The 14,780-nt window shown below is 66.1% G+C and carries 18 protein-coding genes and 3 tRNA genes; 9 read left to right on the top strand and 12 right to left on the bottom strand.

What is annotated here, in order from left to right:
• Positions 1-53 precede the first annotated feature (53 nt).
• A complete protein-coding gene (locus LPA44_RS01855; protein ID WP_230887890.1) occupies positions 54-893 on the top strand; it encodes an aldo/keto reductase in 840 nt (279 codons plus the stop codon).
• A 258-nt stretch (positions 894-1,151) separates the two neighbouring features.
• On the opposite strand, the gene LPA44_RS01850 is transcribed toward LPA44_RS01855, so the two are convergent.
• The 3 genes from LPA44_RS01850 to LPA44_RS01840 form a co-directional block, all read right to left on the bottom strand.
• The gene (locus LPA44_RS01850) at positions 1,152-1,346 is read right to left on the bottom strand and encodes a cold-shock protein (protein ID WP_059055516.1); all 195 of its coding nucleotides are present in this window, start codon (positions 1,344-1,346) and stop codon (positions 1,152-1,154) included.
• Positions 1,347-1,453: 107 nt separating this feature from the next.
• Positions 1,454-2,113, bottom strand: coding sequence for an HAD family hydrolase (locus LPA44_RS01845; RefSeq protein WP_230887889.1), 660 nt, complete (start codon positions 2,111-2,113; stop codon positions 1,454-1,456).
• A 566-nt stretch (positions 2,114-2,679) separates the two neighbouring features.
• Positions 2,680-2,753: transfer RNA gene (locus tag LPA44_RS01840), tRNA-Phe, on the bottom strand.
• Positions 2,754-2,889: 136 nt separating this feature from the next.
• Between LPA44_RS01840 and LPA44_RS01835 the strand changes: the two genes are divergently transcribed.
• Positions 2,890-3,285: a hypothetical protein gene (locus LPA44_RS01835; RefSeq protein WP_230887888.1), complete on the top strand. Its 396-nt coding sequence runs from the start codon at positions 2,890-2,892 to the stop codon at positions 3,283-3,285.
• Positions 3,286-3,333: 48 nt separating this feature from the next.
• Here LPA44_RS01835 and LPA44_RS01830 read toward each other — a convergent pair whose 3' ends face one another.
• Both LPA44_RS01830 and LPA44_RS01825 read right to left on the bottom strand, forming a co-directional pair.
• The gene (locus LPA44_RS01830; RefSeq protein ID WP_230887887.1) at positions 3,334-4,344 is read right to left on the bottom strand and encodes a hypothetical protein; all 1,011 of its coding nucleotides are present in this window, start codon (positions 4,342-4,344) and stop codon (positions 3,334-3,336) included.
• Between the two features lie 246 nt (positions 4,345-4,590).
• Positions 4,591-4,664, bottom strand: a tRNA-Val gene (locus LPA44_RS01825).
• 82 nt (positions 4,665-4,746) lie between these two features.
• On the opposite strand from LPA44_RS01825, the gene LPA44_RS01820 reads away from it, so the two are divergent.
• Together LPA44_RS01820 and LPA44_RS01815 are read left to right on the top strand one after the other, a co-directional pair.
• Positions 4,747-5,229 carry a DUF192 domain-containing protein gene (locus LPA44_RS01820; RefSeq protein WP_230887886.1) on the top strand — a complete coding sequence of 161 codons (483 nt, stop codon included), beginning with the start codon at positions 4,747-4,749 and terminating at the stop codon, positions 5,227-5,229.
• An 84-nt stretch (positions 5,230-5,313) separates the two neighbouring features.
• A complete protein-coding gene (locus LPA44_RS01815; protein WP_230887885.1) occupies positions 5,314-7,230 on the top strand; it encodes an ABC transporter ATP-binding protein in 1,917 nt (638 codons plus the stop codon).
• A gap of 35 nt (positions 7,231-7,265) precedes the next feature.
• Here LPA44_RS01815 and LPA44_RS01810 read toward each other — a convergent pair whose 3' ends face one another.
• The gene (locus tag LPA44_RS01810; RefSeq protein ID WP_230887884.1) at positions 7,266-7,553 is read right to left on the bottom strand and encodes a DUF5789 family protein; all 288 of its coding nucleotides are present in this window, start codon (positions 7,551-7,553) and stop codon (positions 7,266-7,268) included.
• A 100-nt stretch (positions 7,554-7,653) separates the two neighbouring features.
• Between LPA44_RS01810 and LPA44_RS01805 the strand changes: the two genes are divergently transcribed.
• Positions 7,654-8,391: a creatininase family protein gene (locus LPA44_RS01805; RefSeq protein WP_230887883.1), complete on the top strand. Its 738-nt coding sequence runs from the start codon at positions 7,654-7,656 to the stop codon at positions 8,389-8,391.
• 2 nt (positions 8,392-8,393) lie between these two features.
• Here LPA44_RS01805 and LPA44_RS01800 read toward each other — a convergent pair whose 3' ends face one another.
• Entirely contained in the window at positions 8,394-8,843 is a 450-nt protein-coding gene (locus LPA44_RS01800) for a DUF5790 family protein (protein WP_230887882.1), read from the bottom strand.
• Between the two features lie 60 nt (positions 8,844-8,903).
• Positions 8,904-9,230, bottom strand: a complete 327-nt coding sequence (locus tag LPA44_RS01795) for a dihydroneopterin aldolase family protein (protein ID WP_230887881.1) — start codon at positions 9,228-9,230, stop codon at positions 8,904-8,906.
• Between the two features lie 120 nt (positions 9,231-9,350).
• Between LPA44_RS01795 and azf the strand changes: the two genes are divergently transcribed.
• The 3 genes from azf to LPA44_RS01780 all read left to right on the top strand — a co-directional run bounded on the left by azf (position 9,351) and on the right by LPA44_RS01780 (position 11,299).
• Entirely contained in the window at positions 9,351-10,109 is a 759-nt protein-coding gene (gene azf, locus LPA44_RS01790) for an NAD-dependent glucose-6-phosphate dehydrogenase Azf (RefSeq protein ID WP_230887880.1), read from the top strand.
• Positions 10,110-10,252: 143 nt separating this feature from the next.
• Positions 10,253-11,062 carry a M48 family metallopeptidase gene (locus LPA44_RS01785; RefSeq protein ID WP_442903356.1) on the top strand — a complete coding sequence of 270 codons (810 nt, stop codon included), beginning with the start codon at positions 10,253-10,255 and terminating at the stop codon, positions 11,060-11,062.
• Positions 11,063-11,299, top strand: a complete 237-nt coding sequence (locus tag LPA44_RS01780) for a hypothetical protein (protein WP_230887878.1) — start codon at positions 11,063-11,065, stop codon at positions 11,297-11,299.
• Here the strand turns inward: LPA44_RS01780 and LPA44_RS01775 are convergent.
• The 3 genes from LPA44_RS01775 to LPA44_RS01765 all read right to left on the bottom strand — a co-directional run bounded on the left by LPA44_RS01775 (position 11,296) and on the right by LPA44_RS01765 (position 12,872).
• Positions 11,296-11,907 (bottom strand): DUF309 domain-containing protein, encoded by a 612-nt coding sequence (locus LPA44_RS01775; protein WP_230887877.1) that lies wholly within the window; start codon positions 11,905-11,907, stop codon positions 11,296-11,298. The two genes, LPA44_RS01780 and LPA44_RS01775, sit on opposite strands and share 4 nt — an antisense overlap.
• A 36-nt stretch (positions 11,908-11,943) precedes the next feature.
• The gene (locus tag LPA44_RS01770; protein ID WP_230887876.1) at positions 11,944-12,699 is read right to left on the bottom strand and encodes a PHP-associated domain-containing protein; all 756 of its coding nucleotides are present in this window, start codon (positions 12,697-12,699) and stop codon (positions 11,944-11,946) included.
• 100 nt (positions 12,700-12,799) lie between these two features.
• Positions 12,800-12,872, bottom strand: a tRNA-Arg gene (locus LPA44_RS01765).
• A 183-nt stretch (positions 12,873-13,055) separates the two neighbouring features.
• Here LPA44_RS01765 and LPA44_RS01760 point away from each other — a divergent pair.
• Positions 13,056-14,465 carry a single-stranded DNA binding protein gene (locus LPA44_RS01760; protein ID WP_230887875.1) on the top strand — a complete coding sequence of 470 codons (1,410 nt, stop codon included), beginning with the start codon at positions 13,056-13,058 and terminating at the stop codon, positions 14,463-14,465.
• Here the strand turns inward: LPA44_RS01760 and LPA44_RS01755 are convergent.
• A complete protein-coding gene (locus tag LPA44_RS01755) occupies positions 14,462-14,689 on the bottom strand; it encodes a hypothetical protein (protein ID WP_230887874.1) in 228 nt (75 codons plus the stop codon). The two genes, LPA44_RS01760 and LPA44_RS01755, sit on opposite strands and share 4 nt — an antisense overlap.
• Between the last annotated feature and the right edge of the window lie 91 nt (positions 14,690-14,780).

The raw sequence follows: 14,780 nt of genomic DNA, 5'->3' as shown, positions 1-14,780 counted from the left end.
CACGCGACTCCGTTTCACCAACATCTAAGCGACGGGCTGCTGACCGCTCCCGTATGGCAGCCGAAAACGCGAGTGACACGTTCGACATCGGCGGCGAACTGACCGTCCACCGGCTCGGGTTCGGCGCGATGCGCATCACCGGCCCCGACGTCATCGGCTCCCCCGACGACGAGGCCAACGCCCACGACGTCCTCCAGCGCGCGGTCGACCTCGGCGTCGACTTCGTCGACACGGCGGACTCCTACGGCCCCGGCGTCAGCGAGCGCCTCATCCGCGAATCGGGCATCGCCGAGGACGCCGTCGTCGCGACGAAAGCCGGCCTCCTGCGGAACGCGACCGGCGACTGGATTCCCCACGGCGACCCCGACTACATCAAGAACCAGGCGCTGGCGTCCATCGACCGCCTCGGCGTCGACTCCATCGACCTCTACCAGTACCACCGCCCCGACCCCGACACGGACTTCGAAGCCGCCGTCCACGCGTTCGCCGAACTCAAAGACGACGGACTCGTCGACCACGTCGGCCTCAGCAACGTCACCGTCGAACAGCTGGAGACCGCCCGCGAGGTCGTCGACGTCGCCACCGTCCAGAACGCGTACAACGTCGTCGACCGCGAGTACGAGGACGTCCTCGAAGCCTGCGAGGACTACGACATCGGGTTCATTCCGTACTTCCCGATGGGCGGCGGGGACCTCGGCGAGAAGCGCACGGACCTCGAAGCCGTCGCCGCCGACCACGACGCCACCGTCCGGCAGGTCGCGCTCGCGTGGCTGCTCGACCACTCGCCCGTGACGCTCCCGATTCCCGGGACGTCCAGCGTCGACCACCTCGAAACGAACGTCGCTGCGAGCCACCTCGACCTCACGGCCGAGGACCGCGCGCGCCTGGAGTAGGCTCGCGACCGCTCACCGATACCGCGCCACTGCTGCGACCACCATTAGGAGTGCACCGGTCACGAACGTGCCGGGAATCGGCAGCACGAACAGGAACGCGCCGACCGCCAACGCGAGTGTGGACGTTCGCACGCGTCGCTAATCGGGCGTCGTACTGGTACACCTTGTGGCAGCAGAACGCGGTCGCTACGTCATTTGGGGAATAGTCGAAAAACGATTCGTCCTGCCCAGCGTCAGAGACGCTGGCCTTTCACCGAATTACAGCCGAGTGAGGTTCGTCGCGCGGGGGCCCTTGTCGGCCTCCTCGATGTCGAACTCGACTTCCTGACCTTCCTCCAGGTCCGGGCCGCCGATGTCTTCCATGTGGAAGAACACGTCCTCGTCCGCGTCGTCAGTCTCGATGAATCCGTAACCGCCAGTGTCGTTGAAGAAGTCAACCGTACCGGTTGCCATTGCAACCCGAGAGAAGCGCCGCTCGTTCATAACCTTTGCGGGTGATGCCGGCGGCGTTCGCCGGCAGAACGAGTGATTCTACGGGCTGGAGCGTGGCTCTACGACCGTTAGGGACTGCAGATGTCGTGGAGATCGTCGAGCCCGTCGATTTCCCACGTCGGCCAGACGTTCAGCTCCCAGTCGCGGCGGTGGGGCCGCCGGATGAACGCCGAGTCGATACCCGCGTTCTCCGCGGCGCGCACGTCAGACTCGTTGTCCCCGACGAACAGCGCGGAATCCGCGTCCAGGTCGGCGAGCGCGCGGTCGATGTAGTGGGAGTTCGGCTTCCGGCGATTCAGACTCTCGATAGTCGGCTCGCGCCCGTAGGCTGCGCCGAACAGGTCGTCGACGCCGAAGTGGTCGAGCACGAAGTCGACGGTCGCCTGCTGGTTCGAACTCACGATGCCCATCGAGACGTCCAGGTCGTGGAGCGTGTCGAGGTCGTCGTAGAGGGTCTTGCGGCCCTCCCGGACTTCCTCGTACTGGGCTTCCGCGGCGGTCTGGTCGCGCGTCGGCCAGAACTCCGCGGGCTTGAGCCCGTAGCGGCTACAGACGTCGCTGACGGTCTTCGGCGTCGCGCCGATAGTCATCTCCTCGATGTCGTCGGGGTCGGGGTCCGTAACCCCGAACTGCTCGAACGTGTCCTCGGTCGCCGCCTGCAGCACGTCGTACCGCGTGCGGCCCACGAGGACGCCGTCGTTGTCGAACACGACGGTGTCGTAAGTCATACACGTAGATTGGGGGTTCACACAGATAAGCGTTTCATCGTTCGGTACGCGGTTTCAGCGACTACCCCGAATCGAGAGAACGTCGCGTCGTCGCTGGCACGTATCGCCACCGGTTGGGCCCGTCTTCGACTCGCCTAGTTACGAATCGTTGCTACGGCTTCCCGCGATTCAATTTCCGCCGCAGGTCCTTCTCTTCCTCGGGGCTGTCGTTCGGTCCCGCTTCGTCTCGCTCCCCGTTCCGGTCTCGGACGATGTTCGTCATCTCGTCTCCGTCTACTGAGCGCACTCACTTATATCTATGTACTGACACGTGTGCGAGAGGGCGTATTACGCGTGCTACCGCGTAGATACGCGCGATGCGCTTACACGCGTATGCGCGAGTGGTGTGTAGTAGCACCCACGAGCGCTGAGTGAAGCGACTGCCCAGGAACGCTAGCGACCACACTATCGCTCTACGAGGACGGAGTCCGAGTCGAATCCAGCCGCGGGTGTTTCTCCCGCTCCCGGTTCGGTCGACGTCGTTTCCACGATACCTCGCTACCGCTCGTCGGTTAGAATCACAGAAATGCCGCCTCCCCGATTTGAACGGGGGACAGCTCGATCTTCAGTCGAGTGCTCTCCCAGTCTGAGCTAAGGCGGCGCGCAGTCGAGACGACGGCAGTTGTAGGAAAAAGCGTTTCGAATCGCTTCGGGGCGGTAGGACGCTCCCCGTCCGTCCCGCGGGCGACTGCTCGCTAGCCACAAGTGTAAAACAGCCGACGTTAGATGCGGCAGCCATGGAGCAACTGGCCGCACAGGTCCGCGACGCGCTACAGGCGGAACTCCCGGGTGGGCTCATCGGCGTCAGCTACTTCGACGAGAACGGCGTCGGCCACGTCTTCCGGAGCGAGTGGGCTGGGGAGAAGTACGACCCCGAGCAAGTCGACGAAGTTGTCCGCGACATCCAACTCGAAGCGCTCGGCTACGGCTCGCTGGAAGCCCGCCAAGACCAATCCCTGCACGCGACCGTCCGCGTCTACGAGGACATGCTCGATGTCGCGCTCCCCATCTCGCAGTCCAGCGGCATCGCGTTCGCGCTCGACCGCGACGCGAACTACGACCTCCGCGAAGCGATTCACGTCGCCGAGGGCGTCGTCGACGAATCGGCGTTCGAGCGGCCGGCAGTGGAGTAGTTCCGGGGTACACGGCCGGATTCGGCCAGCTTGCAGCCCGGCCAGTTTCTACGCTGCCGACGCGACGGATGCCTGGCGGGCGGGCGACGCTCGCGGAGAGGGTCGCGATTCGTTCGCTATCGTTCCGAGATAGTAGTGGAGTCGCGCGGGACCCTTGTCGTTCGCGTACCCGTTAGCGAGCATCAGGTATCGCCCATCGTCGAGCCGCAGGACGGACGGGTCGCCGACACCGTAGCCGTCGCTGGCGGTCGATTCGCCGTGCTGTGGAGCGACCGCTGGCGTGTCGAGCTGTGTGAACCCGGAGTAGGGGTCGTCGTTGACCCACACGGAGACGTTGTAGCGTGGATGGTGGGGGTCGTAGTCGCCGAACACGTACAGGCAGTCGCTGCGCTCGACGATGTCGAAGTCGCCGACGCCGTAGCCGTCGGGCGCCGTCCACACGGGCGGATAGACCGTCCAGTTAGAGACGCCGTTCGGGCTGACCGCGTGCCCGATCTTCTTTCCGGAGTAGCCGGCCGCACTCCCGTACTCGTAGTAGACGTGGACGAGCCCGCTCTCCTCGTCGTAGTACGCGCCGAGGTCGCGGAACCCGGTGTTGTCGTTGCGCACCGTCCAGTCGTCGGCCGCCATCGAGTGGGCCGTGTAGACGTTGCCGTTACCGTAGACGACGTACCGGTCGCCGATTTCGACGAGTGAGTCGAACTCGAAGCGGTCGGCGAGATAGTCGTCGTCGACCAGCCGCCAGCTACCAGGCTCTGTCGGGGTGTCGGACCGGTAGAGGTTCGGGTCGGAATCCGTGCCGACGACGAGGTAGCTCGTGCCGTTCGCCTCGGCGAGCATCGGGTCGTGGCTCTCGAACCCGAACACCTGATTGTCCGGTTCCGGGCGGCGGAAGTCAGCGTGGAGTCCCGCCGTCTCCGGCGGTAGCCCGTCGGCTCTCGCGGGCACGTCTTCCTGGGGGTGGTCGGCGGTGTTGAACAGCTGCTGGCCATACTCGACGACCGGTCGGGTGGCGGTGAGCTGGCCGCCGCCTGAAGCGAGCACGACGAGCAGACCCACTGCGAGCAGTGTTCCCCCTCCCAGCTTCGACGTTGAGAGCGGCATGAACGTACACGGCCGTATCGGCGACAGCCCGAAATGCGTTATGCCGGCACCTGCGCAGCGACGGCGTCGAACGCAGTGCTCGGGCGGATTCAAACCGAAGGAAGACTCGCTGCACGCGACTTCCAGGGTTCGAATCCTTCCTCACTGCACAAACTGAGCGACGCGAACGGCACGGAGGCCGTTCGCGGTCGCGTAGAATAGTGGGTTCGGGCGGATTCGAACCACCGACCTCGGCCTTGTAAAGGCCGCGTCATAACCAACTAGACCACGAACCCGCGTTTCGAGAGAGTCGCGCCGCGGCCTAAACGGTTTCCTTTCGGCGGAACGTCCAAACCGCGGGCGGTTGTACCTGTGGGCATGCTCGGACGTACGCTCGCGGTCGTCTGTCTGCTCGTCGTCGCCGGCTGCGCGGGGCTCCCCGGTGGCGGAGCGTCGACGCCGGGAGCCACTACTGCCGCACAGGACGCGACGCAGGTGTTCGTCGAGGACGAGAGCGGTGACCCGCTCGGGAACGTCACCGTCGAAGTCGCGGACACACAGAGCGAGCGTTACACGGGATTGAGCGAGCACGAGTCCCTCGGCCCGAACGAGGGGATGCTGTTCGTCTACGACAGCGAGGGCAGCCACACGTACGTGATGCGCTCGATGGACTTCCCCATCGACATCGTCTACATCGGGGCGAACGGCCGCATCACGTCGATTCACCACGCGGAAGTCGAGGACGACAACGAGGACCTCACGGGCTACGACGGCGTCGGGAAGTGGGTGCTGGAGGTGCCGTACAACTGGACGACCGAGCACGACGTCGAGGTCGGCGACCGCGTCCGCATCGAGGACTGAGCAGACCGCGGTCGTGAGCGCGCGAGCGGGTGTTTCGATTCGTAGGGAAGTGCTTTTGTTGGGTCGTCACTTCTGCCAACGAGAATGAGTACAGCGACAGAAGACGACGACCCCTTCGAGGAACAACGCGAAGAGGTCGACGACGCGATGTACCGCCTGTTCGACGAGTACGGGCGGGACAACTGGGTGACGGCGCTGGTCGGCGTCGTCGCCAGTATCTTCGCGCGCGTGCTCGACCTCGTCCCCGCCATCATGCTGGGGTACGCCGTCGACGCGTTGACCGAAGGGCAGTCGTTCCTCCCGTTCCTGCCGGCATCGATGCGGCCCGCGACGCGGACGCAGGAACTGTACACCGCGGTCGCGGCTATCGCGGGCGCGTTCCTCCTCGGCGCGGCGTTCCACTGGCTGCGCAACTGGGGCTGGAACTCCTTCTCCCAGCACATCCAGCACGCGGTCCGCACGGACACCTACGACAAGATGCAGCGCCTGAACATGGACTTCTTCGCCACCAAGCAGACCGGCGAGATGATGTCCATCCTCTCGAACGACGTCAACCGTCTCGAGCGGTTCCTCAACGACGGGATGAACTCCGTGTTCCGGCTCTCCGTGATGGTCGTCGCCATCGGCGTCGTCCTGTTCACGTACAACTGGCAGCTCGCACTCATCACGATGCTACCGGTGCCCATCATCGCGTGGTTCACCTACCGGTTCGTCAAGGCGATTCAGCCGAAGTACGCCGACGTGCGTTCCTCGGTCGGCCACCTGAACTCCCGGCTGGAGAACAACCTCGGCGGCATCCAGGTCATCAAGACGTCGAACACGGAGTCCTACGAGTCCGAGCGCGTCGAGGGCGTCTCCCAGGAGTACTTCGACGCGAACTGGGGCGCCATCACCATCCGCATCAAGTTCTTCCCGGCGCTGCGCATCATCTCCGGCACCGGCTTCGTGTTGACGTTCCTCGCGGGCGGCTATTGGGTGCTCGTCGGCCCGCCGCCGCTGATGTCCGGGTCGCTGTCGGCGGGTGAGTTCGTCGTGTTCATCCAGCTCAGCCAGCAGTTCGTCTGGCCGATGGCCCAATTCGGGCAGATCATCAACATGTACCAGCGCGCTCGCGCGTCCAGCGAGCGCATCTTCGGGCTGATGGACGAACCCGCGCGCATCGAGGAGAACCCCGACGCCGCCGAACTCGACGTCGGCGAGGGCGAGGTCGTCTACGACGACGTCACCTTCGGCTACGACGACGAACCCATCGTCCAGAACATCGACTTCGACGTCGAGGGCGGGAACACGCTCGCGCTCGTCGGCCCGACGGGCGCCGGCAAGTCCACCGTCCTCAAACTCCTGTTGCGGATGTACGACGTCGACGAGGGCGAAATCCGCATCGACGGCCAGGACATCTCCGAGGTGACGCTGCCGAGCCTGCGCCGCCACATCGGCTACGTCAGCCAGGACACGTTCCTGTTCTACGGCACCGTCATGGAGAACATCGAGTACGGCACCTTCGACGCCGACCGCGATGAGGTCGTGGAAGCCGCGAAGGCCGCGGAAGCCCACGAGTTCATCACGAACCTCCCCGAGGGCTACGACACGAAGGTCGGGGAGCGCGGCGTGAAACTCTCGGGCGGCCAACGCCAGCGCATCGACATCGCGCGTGCCATCCTCAAAGACCCCGAGATTCTGATTCTCGACGAGGCCACCAGCGACGTCGACACCGAGACGGAGATGCTGATTCAGCGCAGCCTCGACCGCCTCACCGAGGACCGCACCACGTTCTCCATCGCGCACCGCCTCTCCACCATCAAGGACGCCGACAAAATCGTCGTCCTCGAGGACGGCGAAATCGTCGAGCGCGGCACCCACGACGAACTGCTCGCCGAGGACGGCCTCTACGCGAACCTCTGGGGCGTGCAAGCCGGCGAAATCGATGAACTCCCCGACGAATTCGTCGAGCGCGCCGCCGAACGCACCGCCGACGTGGACGTCGACGAAACCGAGGACTGACGCCGCGGCTCTTCTCCGCCTCTTGCTATTTCCCTTCAGAAACTCTCTTGGTTCCCTTCGCCGGCGGACGCGCCGCGGTCCGTGTAGTCCCGGCGGCCGACGGCTTCGCCGCCGACGCCGTCCTTGATGGTCTCGACGAGGTCCGTGTGGCTCTCGAAGCGGTCGTCGTCGACGCGCCCGAGAGCATCCTCGACGGACTCCTCGCCGCCCGCCAGGTCGAGGTCGTAGTCGCCGTACGCCTCGACGACTGTCTCCCGGTCGAGCGGGTACTCTTCGTTCTGAAGTTCGGCTTCCAGTTCGCCGAGTCTGACCGTCTTTCCCATACGCCTGCCGTGGGCGGCCGCCGCCAAGCGCGTTGTGGCGGCCCCCGACTCGCTCGCCGGAGGGGCAGGCTACAAAACCGGGGCGCGCGTTTGGTCGCGTATGCGACTCGCGGACGCGACCTGGACGGATGCTGACGCACTCGACACGAACCTCGCCGTGCTCCCCGTCGGCAGCACGGAACAGCACGGCCCGCACGCGCCGCTCGGTACCGACCACGTCACTGCCGAAACTGTTGCCGAGACCGCGGCATCGAACTACGACCGCGAGGTCGTGGTCGCGCCACCCCTGACCGTCGGCGTCTCCGAGGAACACCGCCAATTCACGGGGACGCTGTGGGTTTCCCCGGAGACGTTTCGCGCGAACGTCCGCGAAGTGACTGAGAGCCTCGCGAGCCACGGCTGGGACCGCGTCGTCGTCGTGAACGGCCACGGCGGCAACGTCCCCGCGCTCGGCGAAGTCTGCCAGCGCGTCACCCGCGACGGGGACGCGTACGCGGTGCCGTTCACGTGGTTCGACGCCGTCGGCGACCACAGCGACGACATGGGTCACGCCGGCCCCCTGGAGACCGCGTTCCTCCGACACACCCACCCGAAGCTCGTTCGCGAGGACCGGCTGGACGACGCCCGCGGGGGCGCCAGCGACCATTGGGGGGACTGGCAGTCACACACGAACCTCGCCGTCGACAGCGCCGAGTTCAGCGAGAACGGCGTCGTCGGCGACCCTACCGAATGTGACGCCGACCGCGGGGAGGAACTGCTGTCGCTGGCTGCGAACGCGCTCTGTGACCTACTGGACGCGGTCGGGGACCGCGACCCGACACGGCCGCCTCACAAATAGCGCTACTCCTCGGCTTCCTCGTCGCTCTCCTCCTCGTCCGCATCCTCGTCGTCTTCGCTGCCTTCGTGAGCCTCTTCGAGCGCGGAGCGCAGCGCCGGCACCGTGGACGCGAGCTCGCCGACCTGCTCGCGTGCGGTCTCGATGTCGCCGAGCACGTCCTCGACGGCGTCGATTTCGGCCTTCAGGTCGTCGGCGTCCTCGAAGGCGTCCGCGCGCTCGCCCACGACGAACGCCTTCTTCGCGTCCCGGAGGTGGGATTCGACGTCTTCGACGTCCAGCGCGGAGCGCAGCGCGTTCAGCACGCCGAGCGTGTTGTCCGCCTCGACCTCCCAGACGTCGTCGGCCGCGGGCAGTTCCGCGCGAGCGGCGTCGAGCGCTTCCTCGACGTCCGCACGCATCTCCTCGGCGGCCTCGCCGAACAGCTCGTCGTCGTCCAGGGATGACTGACTCATGTCCCGTGATTCGCCCGCATCCGGTTTAAAAGCACGCCTCGTGGTGGACGTGAACGCGGCTCACTTGACGCTTGCGAGTTCCATCAGCGGGTAGCCGTCCTGCATCGCCATCTCCGCAATAACCTCGCGGCCCTCGTAGTCGACGACGATTTCGACTTCCATGTACTCGCCCGTGAGTTCCGTGTAGCCGTGGTCCGTGTCCAGTTTCTCCGTGAGGATGTCGACGGTCACGGACTCGCAGAACGGCTGGTTCTCGATGGACTCCTCGATGGCGGTCTCGAGGCTGCCCGCGCTGTCGGGGCTCACGGGCGTGCCCGCGAACTGGTGGTAGAGCGCGCCGAATTTGATGCCCGCCTCGAAACACGCCTGCTGGGCGTCGGATGCCATACCGGATGCTCGGCCGGCCGCGGCTAATCGTTGTCGCCTCGCTCGTGCTGTCGGGGATTCGACCACTTCGGCGGGCGAACCGCATCTTTCATTTCGGTGGTCGCCGAGACTCTCAATCGAATGGACGAGCCGGTTCTCCTCACGGGTGCCGCCGGGCGCGTCGGGCAGGCCATCCTCGACGGCATCGGCGACGACTACGACTGGCGGTTGTTCGACCGCGAACCCCCGACCGGGGACACCGACCACGAGGTCGTCGTCGGCGACGTCACCGACGAGGACGCCGTCCGCGAAGCCGTCGCTGGCGTCGGCGCTGTCATCCACCTCGCCGGCGACCCGCGCCCCGAAGCCCCCTGGGAGAGCGTCCTCCGGAACAACATCGACGGCGCGCAGACCATCCTCGAGGTCGCCGTCGAGGAGGACGTCGGGAAGTTCGTGTTCGCGTCCTCGAACCACGCCGTCGGCCACTACGAGACCGAGCGCAAGCCCGACCTCTACCGCGAGGACGACGACTTCCGGCTCGACGGCACGGAACTCCCGCGCCCCAGCAACCTCTACGGCGTCTCGAAGGCCGCCGGCGAGACGCTCGGCCGGTACTACCACGACGAACACGACCTCCCGTTCGTCGCCGTCCGCATCGGCAACCTCACCGAGGGCCACCCGCCAATCGACTACGAGCGCGGACAGGCGATGTGGCTCTCCCACCGCGACTGCGCGCACCTCTTCGACTGCTGTCTGTCCGCGGAGTACGACTACGAAATCGTCTACGGCATCTCGGACAACGACAGGAAGTACTACAGTCTGGAGCGCGCCCGTGAGGTTCTGGGGTACGACCCGCAGGACAACTCTGCGGAGTGGGATGGCGACGAGAAGGTCGCCTGACCCGTCCGTAGACGCGCACTCGCGACGAGGCTGCCACCGTAACCGCCCGAAAGCAGCCGATTCGGCGCGTGACACGTTGAGATGGATTTATACGTGTGAGTGAACAAATCTCCCGTATGCGACACATCGGCCTCAAAGTACGGATGGCCATCGTCGGCGCCATCCTCTTCGCGTTCTACTCGGTGGCAGTGGCTGCCGCGTGGTTCTTCTTCGGCCAGTCCACCACCATCCTCGGCATCGCCGTATTGGGCAGCGTCCTGCTCGTCGGCGTCCAGTACAAGATCGGAAAGTGGGCGGCACTCAGAAGCGTCGGCGCCGAAGACATGGACGAACGGGAGTACCAACAGATTCACCAGTTCGTCGAGAAGGTCTGCCGCGAGCGCAACCTGAAGAAGCCGAACCTGAAGGTTGCGAGCATGGGCGTACCGAACGCCTTCGCGGTCGGCCGCCGCGGCAACGGCACGGTCGTCGTCTCCCGCGAACTCATCCAGCTCCTCGACCGTGACGAACTCGAGGGCGTCATCGCCCACGAGCTCGCGCACATCGACAACCGCGACGTCGTCATGATGGTGCTCGGGCAGGGCATCGCCTCGGTCGTCGGGATTGTCGCCCAGTACATCGTGCTGTTCACGGGCGACAACGACCTCGCGGACTTCTTCCTCGCCATCGTCGTCGGCAACCTCGTGCAGTTCTTCGTGATGCTGTTCGTGCTCGCCATCTCCCGCTACCGCGAGTACGTCGCCGACGCTGATGCCAAGCGCATCATCAACGGCGGCGACCCGCTCGCACGCGCCCTCGAAAAGATTCAGCAGGGCAACAAGCGCTCCCAGGACTCGAAAATCGACGAAAACGTGAACGCGCTGTGCATCTTCGGCGAGGACCGCGGCCTCCTCCAGAAGCTCGTCTCCACGCACCCGCCGACCGAGAAGCGCATCCAGCGACTCCGCTCGTAGATGGCCGAATTTCGCGAACTCCTCGCGGTCGTGCTCGGTGCCGCGCTCGGACTCGCGATGATTCTCGCGCCACGGGCGGCGCTCCGCCTCTCCGTGTTCATGGGGCCGAACCGTCGCCGCCGCGGCGACTACGGTACTGACGAAGCCATCCCCGACTGGTGGGCGTGGCTGGTGCGCGCGCTCGGCGTCGTGTGCCTCGGCGTCGCTGCGCTCATCGCGTACCAGACGTACGCCTAGTCGAACAGTCCCGCCACGTCTTCTTCTCGGCGCTGGCGCCGCTGCACGTGCTGTCGCAGCCGCGTCGTCACGAGCGCGCGCTGCTCGCGCTCGGTGACGAAGTCACAGAGCAACACCCCGAACTCGTTCAACTCCCCCGCCGCCAGCCCCTCGCGAGCGTACTCCGCGCCCTTCTCCACGAAGTCCTCGTCGTAGCCAATGGCTTCCGCGAGCGCGACCGCGGCTTCTACGCCCGCCGGCGCGTCCAAGTCGTCCAGCGCGAGCGCTCGCCCCTCGTACGTCAGCGTCGGTGGTGCCGCGCGCTCGACGCGCTCCGGGTCGCTCCCGAGCGCGGCCACGTACGCTCGCACCGCGTCTACGTTCACGCCCCGGTAGTCCGCCGGGAGGTCCGCGAGGTACTCGCCCGCGCTCTCACACAGCCCGACCGCGCCCGTCCAGTTCCCGTCGCGAGCGTGGTGAATGGCCGCCGAGAACTGAATGAGGCCGTGGAGCAGTCGCTCGTCGGCTCCGTCGTCGAGCGCGAGCCACTCCGCCTCCCACGCGTCGTGGGCAGCGTGATAATGGCCCGCGTTGTGAATCGCGATTCCCGCGCGCAGCGCCGCGTCCATACCACGGTTTCGGCTGCCGGACGCAAACGCGTTTCGTCAGGCGCTGTCCATCGACGCCGGCCACGGACTCACGTACGGCAGGCGCTTCGTCAACAGGTACGCGCTCTTCCGCACCGCGCCCTTCGCGTACTGGCGCGTGCTCCGGTGAATCGGCGTCCGCTTCCCCCGGATGTCCGTCTCGCCCGCGCGCAGCGCCGCCAGCACGGTCTCGGTCGGAATCTCGCCTGCCGGCGTCTCCGGGTCGACGTCCGGCAGCGCGACGTCCGTGTACGCCCGCCCGACGTTCCGAATCGAGTGCGCGTCGCTCGCGCCGAACCGCGGGTAGTCGTGGCGACGCGCAAACGTCCGCGCGCGCCGATTCCGGTAGCCCGTGAACACCATCGAGTTGTACACCTCGATGCCGTCGCACTCCCCGAGATTCCGCCGCCGCACGCCGTGTCGACTCCGCTGGAACGGATGCGGAACGACTGCGACGCCGCCCTGCTCGCGGATTGCGCGCACGGTCGCCTCGAACGGCTGCCCGCGCTCCGGGCACTCCTCGACGCCGATGGCCAGCACGTGGCCGACGTCCGTCGACACCTCCGCGCCCGGAATCCCGACCAGCCCGTACTCCGGTGCTAACTCTGCCGCCCGCAGCGACTCCTCGATGCTGTCGTGGTCCGTTATCACGACCCCGTCAAGTTCGATGTCGCTGGCGTGCTCGAGGATGAGTTCCACGGGCTCGTTGCCGTCGTACGAACCCTCCGAGTGCACGTGCGGGTCTATCGACAGCACTGCCCGATCCTCGCTCATTACCCACCCGTACTCGGTCCACTGCTAAGAACTTCGTGCCCCAATTGACGGATTCACGAGCGACACGAGCGTCGCTCGCGGGCGTGGTGTGAAGAGAGAACGTCCGGACGGAGATTTGAACTCCGGTCCCTGGCTCCGCAAGCCAAGAGGATAGTCCACTACCCTACCCGGACTCACTCTTTCGTAGCCCGGACTTACGTAAAGCGGTTACGATTCGGGGTGCGCGCACGGTCCGTAGGTTCAAACTGGAGGTCGCGCCATCCCGCCGTGTGCCATCCACGACCCGCGGACGGAGACGGCGGAATTCCCCAAGGACAACGCTTATGCGCGGCTCGCGTCTGGAGTGAACTACGATTATGGGCGACGACATCGAGGACGTCTACGGGGACCTCGACACCGACGTGTCCCTCGAGGAGTTCCGGGACGCCGTCGAGTCGAAGGTCGAACAGATGGGCGGACTGGCCGACGAGGAAACGGCCGCCATGCTCATCGCCCACGAACTGGAGGACGGCGAGGTCAACGGCGTCGCGGACGTCGAACCCGAGATGGACGAAGTGAAGTTCATCGCGAAGGTGACGAGCGTCGGCGACGTGCGGACGTTCGAGCGCGACGACGACGAGGACCCGGAGGGCCGCGTGGTCAACGTCGACGTCGCCGACGAGACCGGCAGCGTCCGGCTATCGCTGTGGGACGAGCAGGCCGAGGGCGCCAAAGACCAACTGGAAGTCGGCGACGTGCTCCGCGTGAAGGGCCGACCGAAGGACGGCTACAACGGCATCGAGGTCAGCGCCGACCAGGTCGAGGTGGACAACGACGAGGAAATCGACGTGCCGGTGCAGGACGAGTACCGCGTCGAAGACCTCTCGCTGGGCATCTCGGACGTGAACCTCACGGGCGAAGTGCTCGGCACCGAGGAGGTGCGGACGTTCGACCGCGACGACGGCAGCGAAGGGAAGGTGTCGAACGTCGTGCTCGGCGACGAGACCGGGCGCGTGCGCGTCACGCTCTGGGACGACCAGGCCGAGACCGCGACCGAACTCTCGCAGGGCGAGGTCGTCGAAGTCGTGGACGGCTACGTCCGCGAGCGCGACGGCAGCCTCGAACTCCACGTCGGCGACCGCGGCGCGGTCGAACCCGTCGACGCGGACGTCGCGTTCGTGCCGGACACCACGGTCATCGAGGACCTCGAACTCGAGGACATCGCCGACATCTCGGGCGTCATTCGCTCCGCGGACCCCAAGCGCACGTTCGACCGCGACGACGGCAGCGAGGGCCAAGTCCGGAACGTGCGCGTGCAGGACGACACCGGCGACATCCGCGTGGCGCTGTGGGGCGACAAGGCCGACCTCGACATCGGGCCGGGCGACGAGGTCGCGTTCGTGGACGTCGAGATTCAGGACGGCTGGCAGGACGACATCGAAGCGTCCGCTGGCTGGCAGTCGTCGGTCATCCCGCTCGCCGACGGCGCGACGACCGGCGACGACGGTGACGACTCGGGCAGCGGCCCGACCGGACTGTCGGCGTTCGAGGACGGCAACGACCCGAGCAGCGCTGACGATAGCTCGTCGAGCGACGACGGCGACACCGACGACGGCGAAGAAGTCGAATTCACGGGCGTCGTCGTGCAGGCCCAGAACCCCGTGATTCTGGACGACGGCGAGGAGACCGTGAGCGTGGAGACCGACGCGGACGTCACGCTCGGGCAGGAAGTGACCGTCCGGGGACTCCTCCAGGACGGCCGCCTCCGCGCCGAGGAACTACACTAGTCCCACTCGGCGTCGTCCGGGTGGTTGTCCGCGTTCGTCGCCTCGCGGGCTTCCTGGTAACGTTCCTCGTCCTCGTGCTCGATTTCCTCTTTGATTTGTTCCTCCTGGTACTCCTCGTCGGCTTCGCGGCGCTCCTCGACGACTTCCTCGGCTTCCTCCTCGTTGGCGTCGACCTCCTGGTCGGCGATCTCTTCGGCGTTCGCCTGGTGGGGATTTTTCGCCATATTCGGTGGTTTGGGTGCAGTTCCCAAATGCGTGGTGGCGGATTCCGTTCCAACGGAAACAGTTAAGCGTGCGACAGCCACCCATTGACGC

Origin of the sequence: Halobacterium sp. KA-4 (assembly GCF_021028995.1) — an archaeon.
Taxonomy (GTDB): domain Archaea; phylum Halobacteriota; class Halobacteria; order Halobacteriales; family Halobacteriaceae; genus Halobacterium.
Note: the sequence above shows the minus strand (reverse complement) of the source record. Positions and strands in the feature narration are given on the sequence as shown.

What these genes read in the sequence shown, in the direction of transcription:
- LPA44_RS01815 (WP_230887885.1), top strand. Translation starts at nt 5,314, where the DNA reads ATGAGTACAGCGACAGAAGACGACGACCCCTTCGAGGAACAACGCGAA.
- LPA44_RS01855 (WP_230887890.1), top strand. Translation starts at nt 54, where the DNA reads ATGGCAGCCGAAAACGCGAGTGACACGTTCGACATCGGCGGCGAACTG.
- LPA44_RS01835 (WP_230887888.1), top strand. Translation starts at nt 2,890, where the DNA reads ATGGAGCAACTGGCCGCACAGGTCCGCGACGCGCTACAGGCGGAACTC.
- LPA44_RS01795 (WP_230887881.1), bottom strand. Translation starts at nt 9,230, where the DNA reads ATGGCATCCGACGCCCAGCAGGCGTGTTTCGAGGCGGGCATCAAATTC.
- LPA44_RS01775 (WP_230887877.1), bottom strand. Translation starts at nt 11,907, where the DNA reads ATGGACGCGGCGCTGCGCGCGGGAATCGCGATTCACAACGCGGGCCAT.
- LPA44_RS01850 (WP_059055516.1), bottom strand. Translation starts at nt 1,346, where the DNA reads ATGGCAACCGGTACGGTTGACTTCTTCAACGACACTGGCGGTTACGGA.
- LPA44_RS01760 (WP_230887875.1), top strand. Translation starts at nt 13,056, where the DNA reads ATGGGCGACGACATCGAGGACGTCTACGGGGACCTCGACACCGACGTG.
- LPA44_RS01820 (WP_230887886.1), top strand. Translation starts at nt 4,747, where the DNA reads ATGCTCGGACGTACGCTCGCGGTCGTCTGTCTGCTCGTCGTCGCCGGC.
- LPA44_RS01805 (WP_230887883.1), top strand. Translation starts at nt 7,654, where the DNA reads ATGCGACTCGCGGACGCGACCTGGACGGATGCTGACGCACTCGACACG.
- LPA44_RS01770 (WP_230887876.1), bottom strand. Translation starts at nt 12,699, where the DNA reads ATGAGCGAGGATCGGGCAGTGCTGTCGATAGACCCGCACGTGCACTCG.
- LPA44_RS01755 (WP_230887874.1), bottom strand. Translation starts at nt 14,689, where the DNA reads ATGGCGAAAAATCCCCACCAGGCGAACGCCGAAGAGATCGCCGACCAG.
- LPA44_RS01810 (WP_230887884.1), bottom strand. Translation starts at nt 7,553, where the DNA reads ATGGGAAAGACGGTCAGACTCGGCGAACTGGAAGCCGAACTTCAGAAC.
- LPA44_RS01845 (WP_230887889.1), bottom strand. Translation starts at nt 2,113, where the DNA reads ATGACTTACGACACCGTCGTGTTCGACAACGACGGCGTCCTCGTGGGC.
- LPA44_RS01785 (WP_442903356.1), top strand. Translation starts at nt 10,253, where the DNA reads ATGGCCATCGTCGGCGCCATCCTCTTCGCGTTCTACTCGGTGGCAGTG.
- azf (WP_230887880.1), top strand. Translation starts at nt 9,351, where the DNA reads ATGGACGAGCCGGTTCTCCTCACGGGTGCCGCCGGGCGCGTCGGGCAG.
- LPA44_RS01780 (WP_230887878.1), top strand. Translation starts at nt 11,063, where the DNA reads ATGGCCGAATTTCGCGAACTCCTCGCGGTCGTGCTCGGTGCCGCGCTC.
- LPA44_RS01800 (WP_230887882.1), bottom strand. Translation starts at nt 8,843, where the DNA reads ATGAGTCAGTCATCCCTGGACGACGACGAGCTGTTCGGCGAGGCCGCC.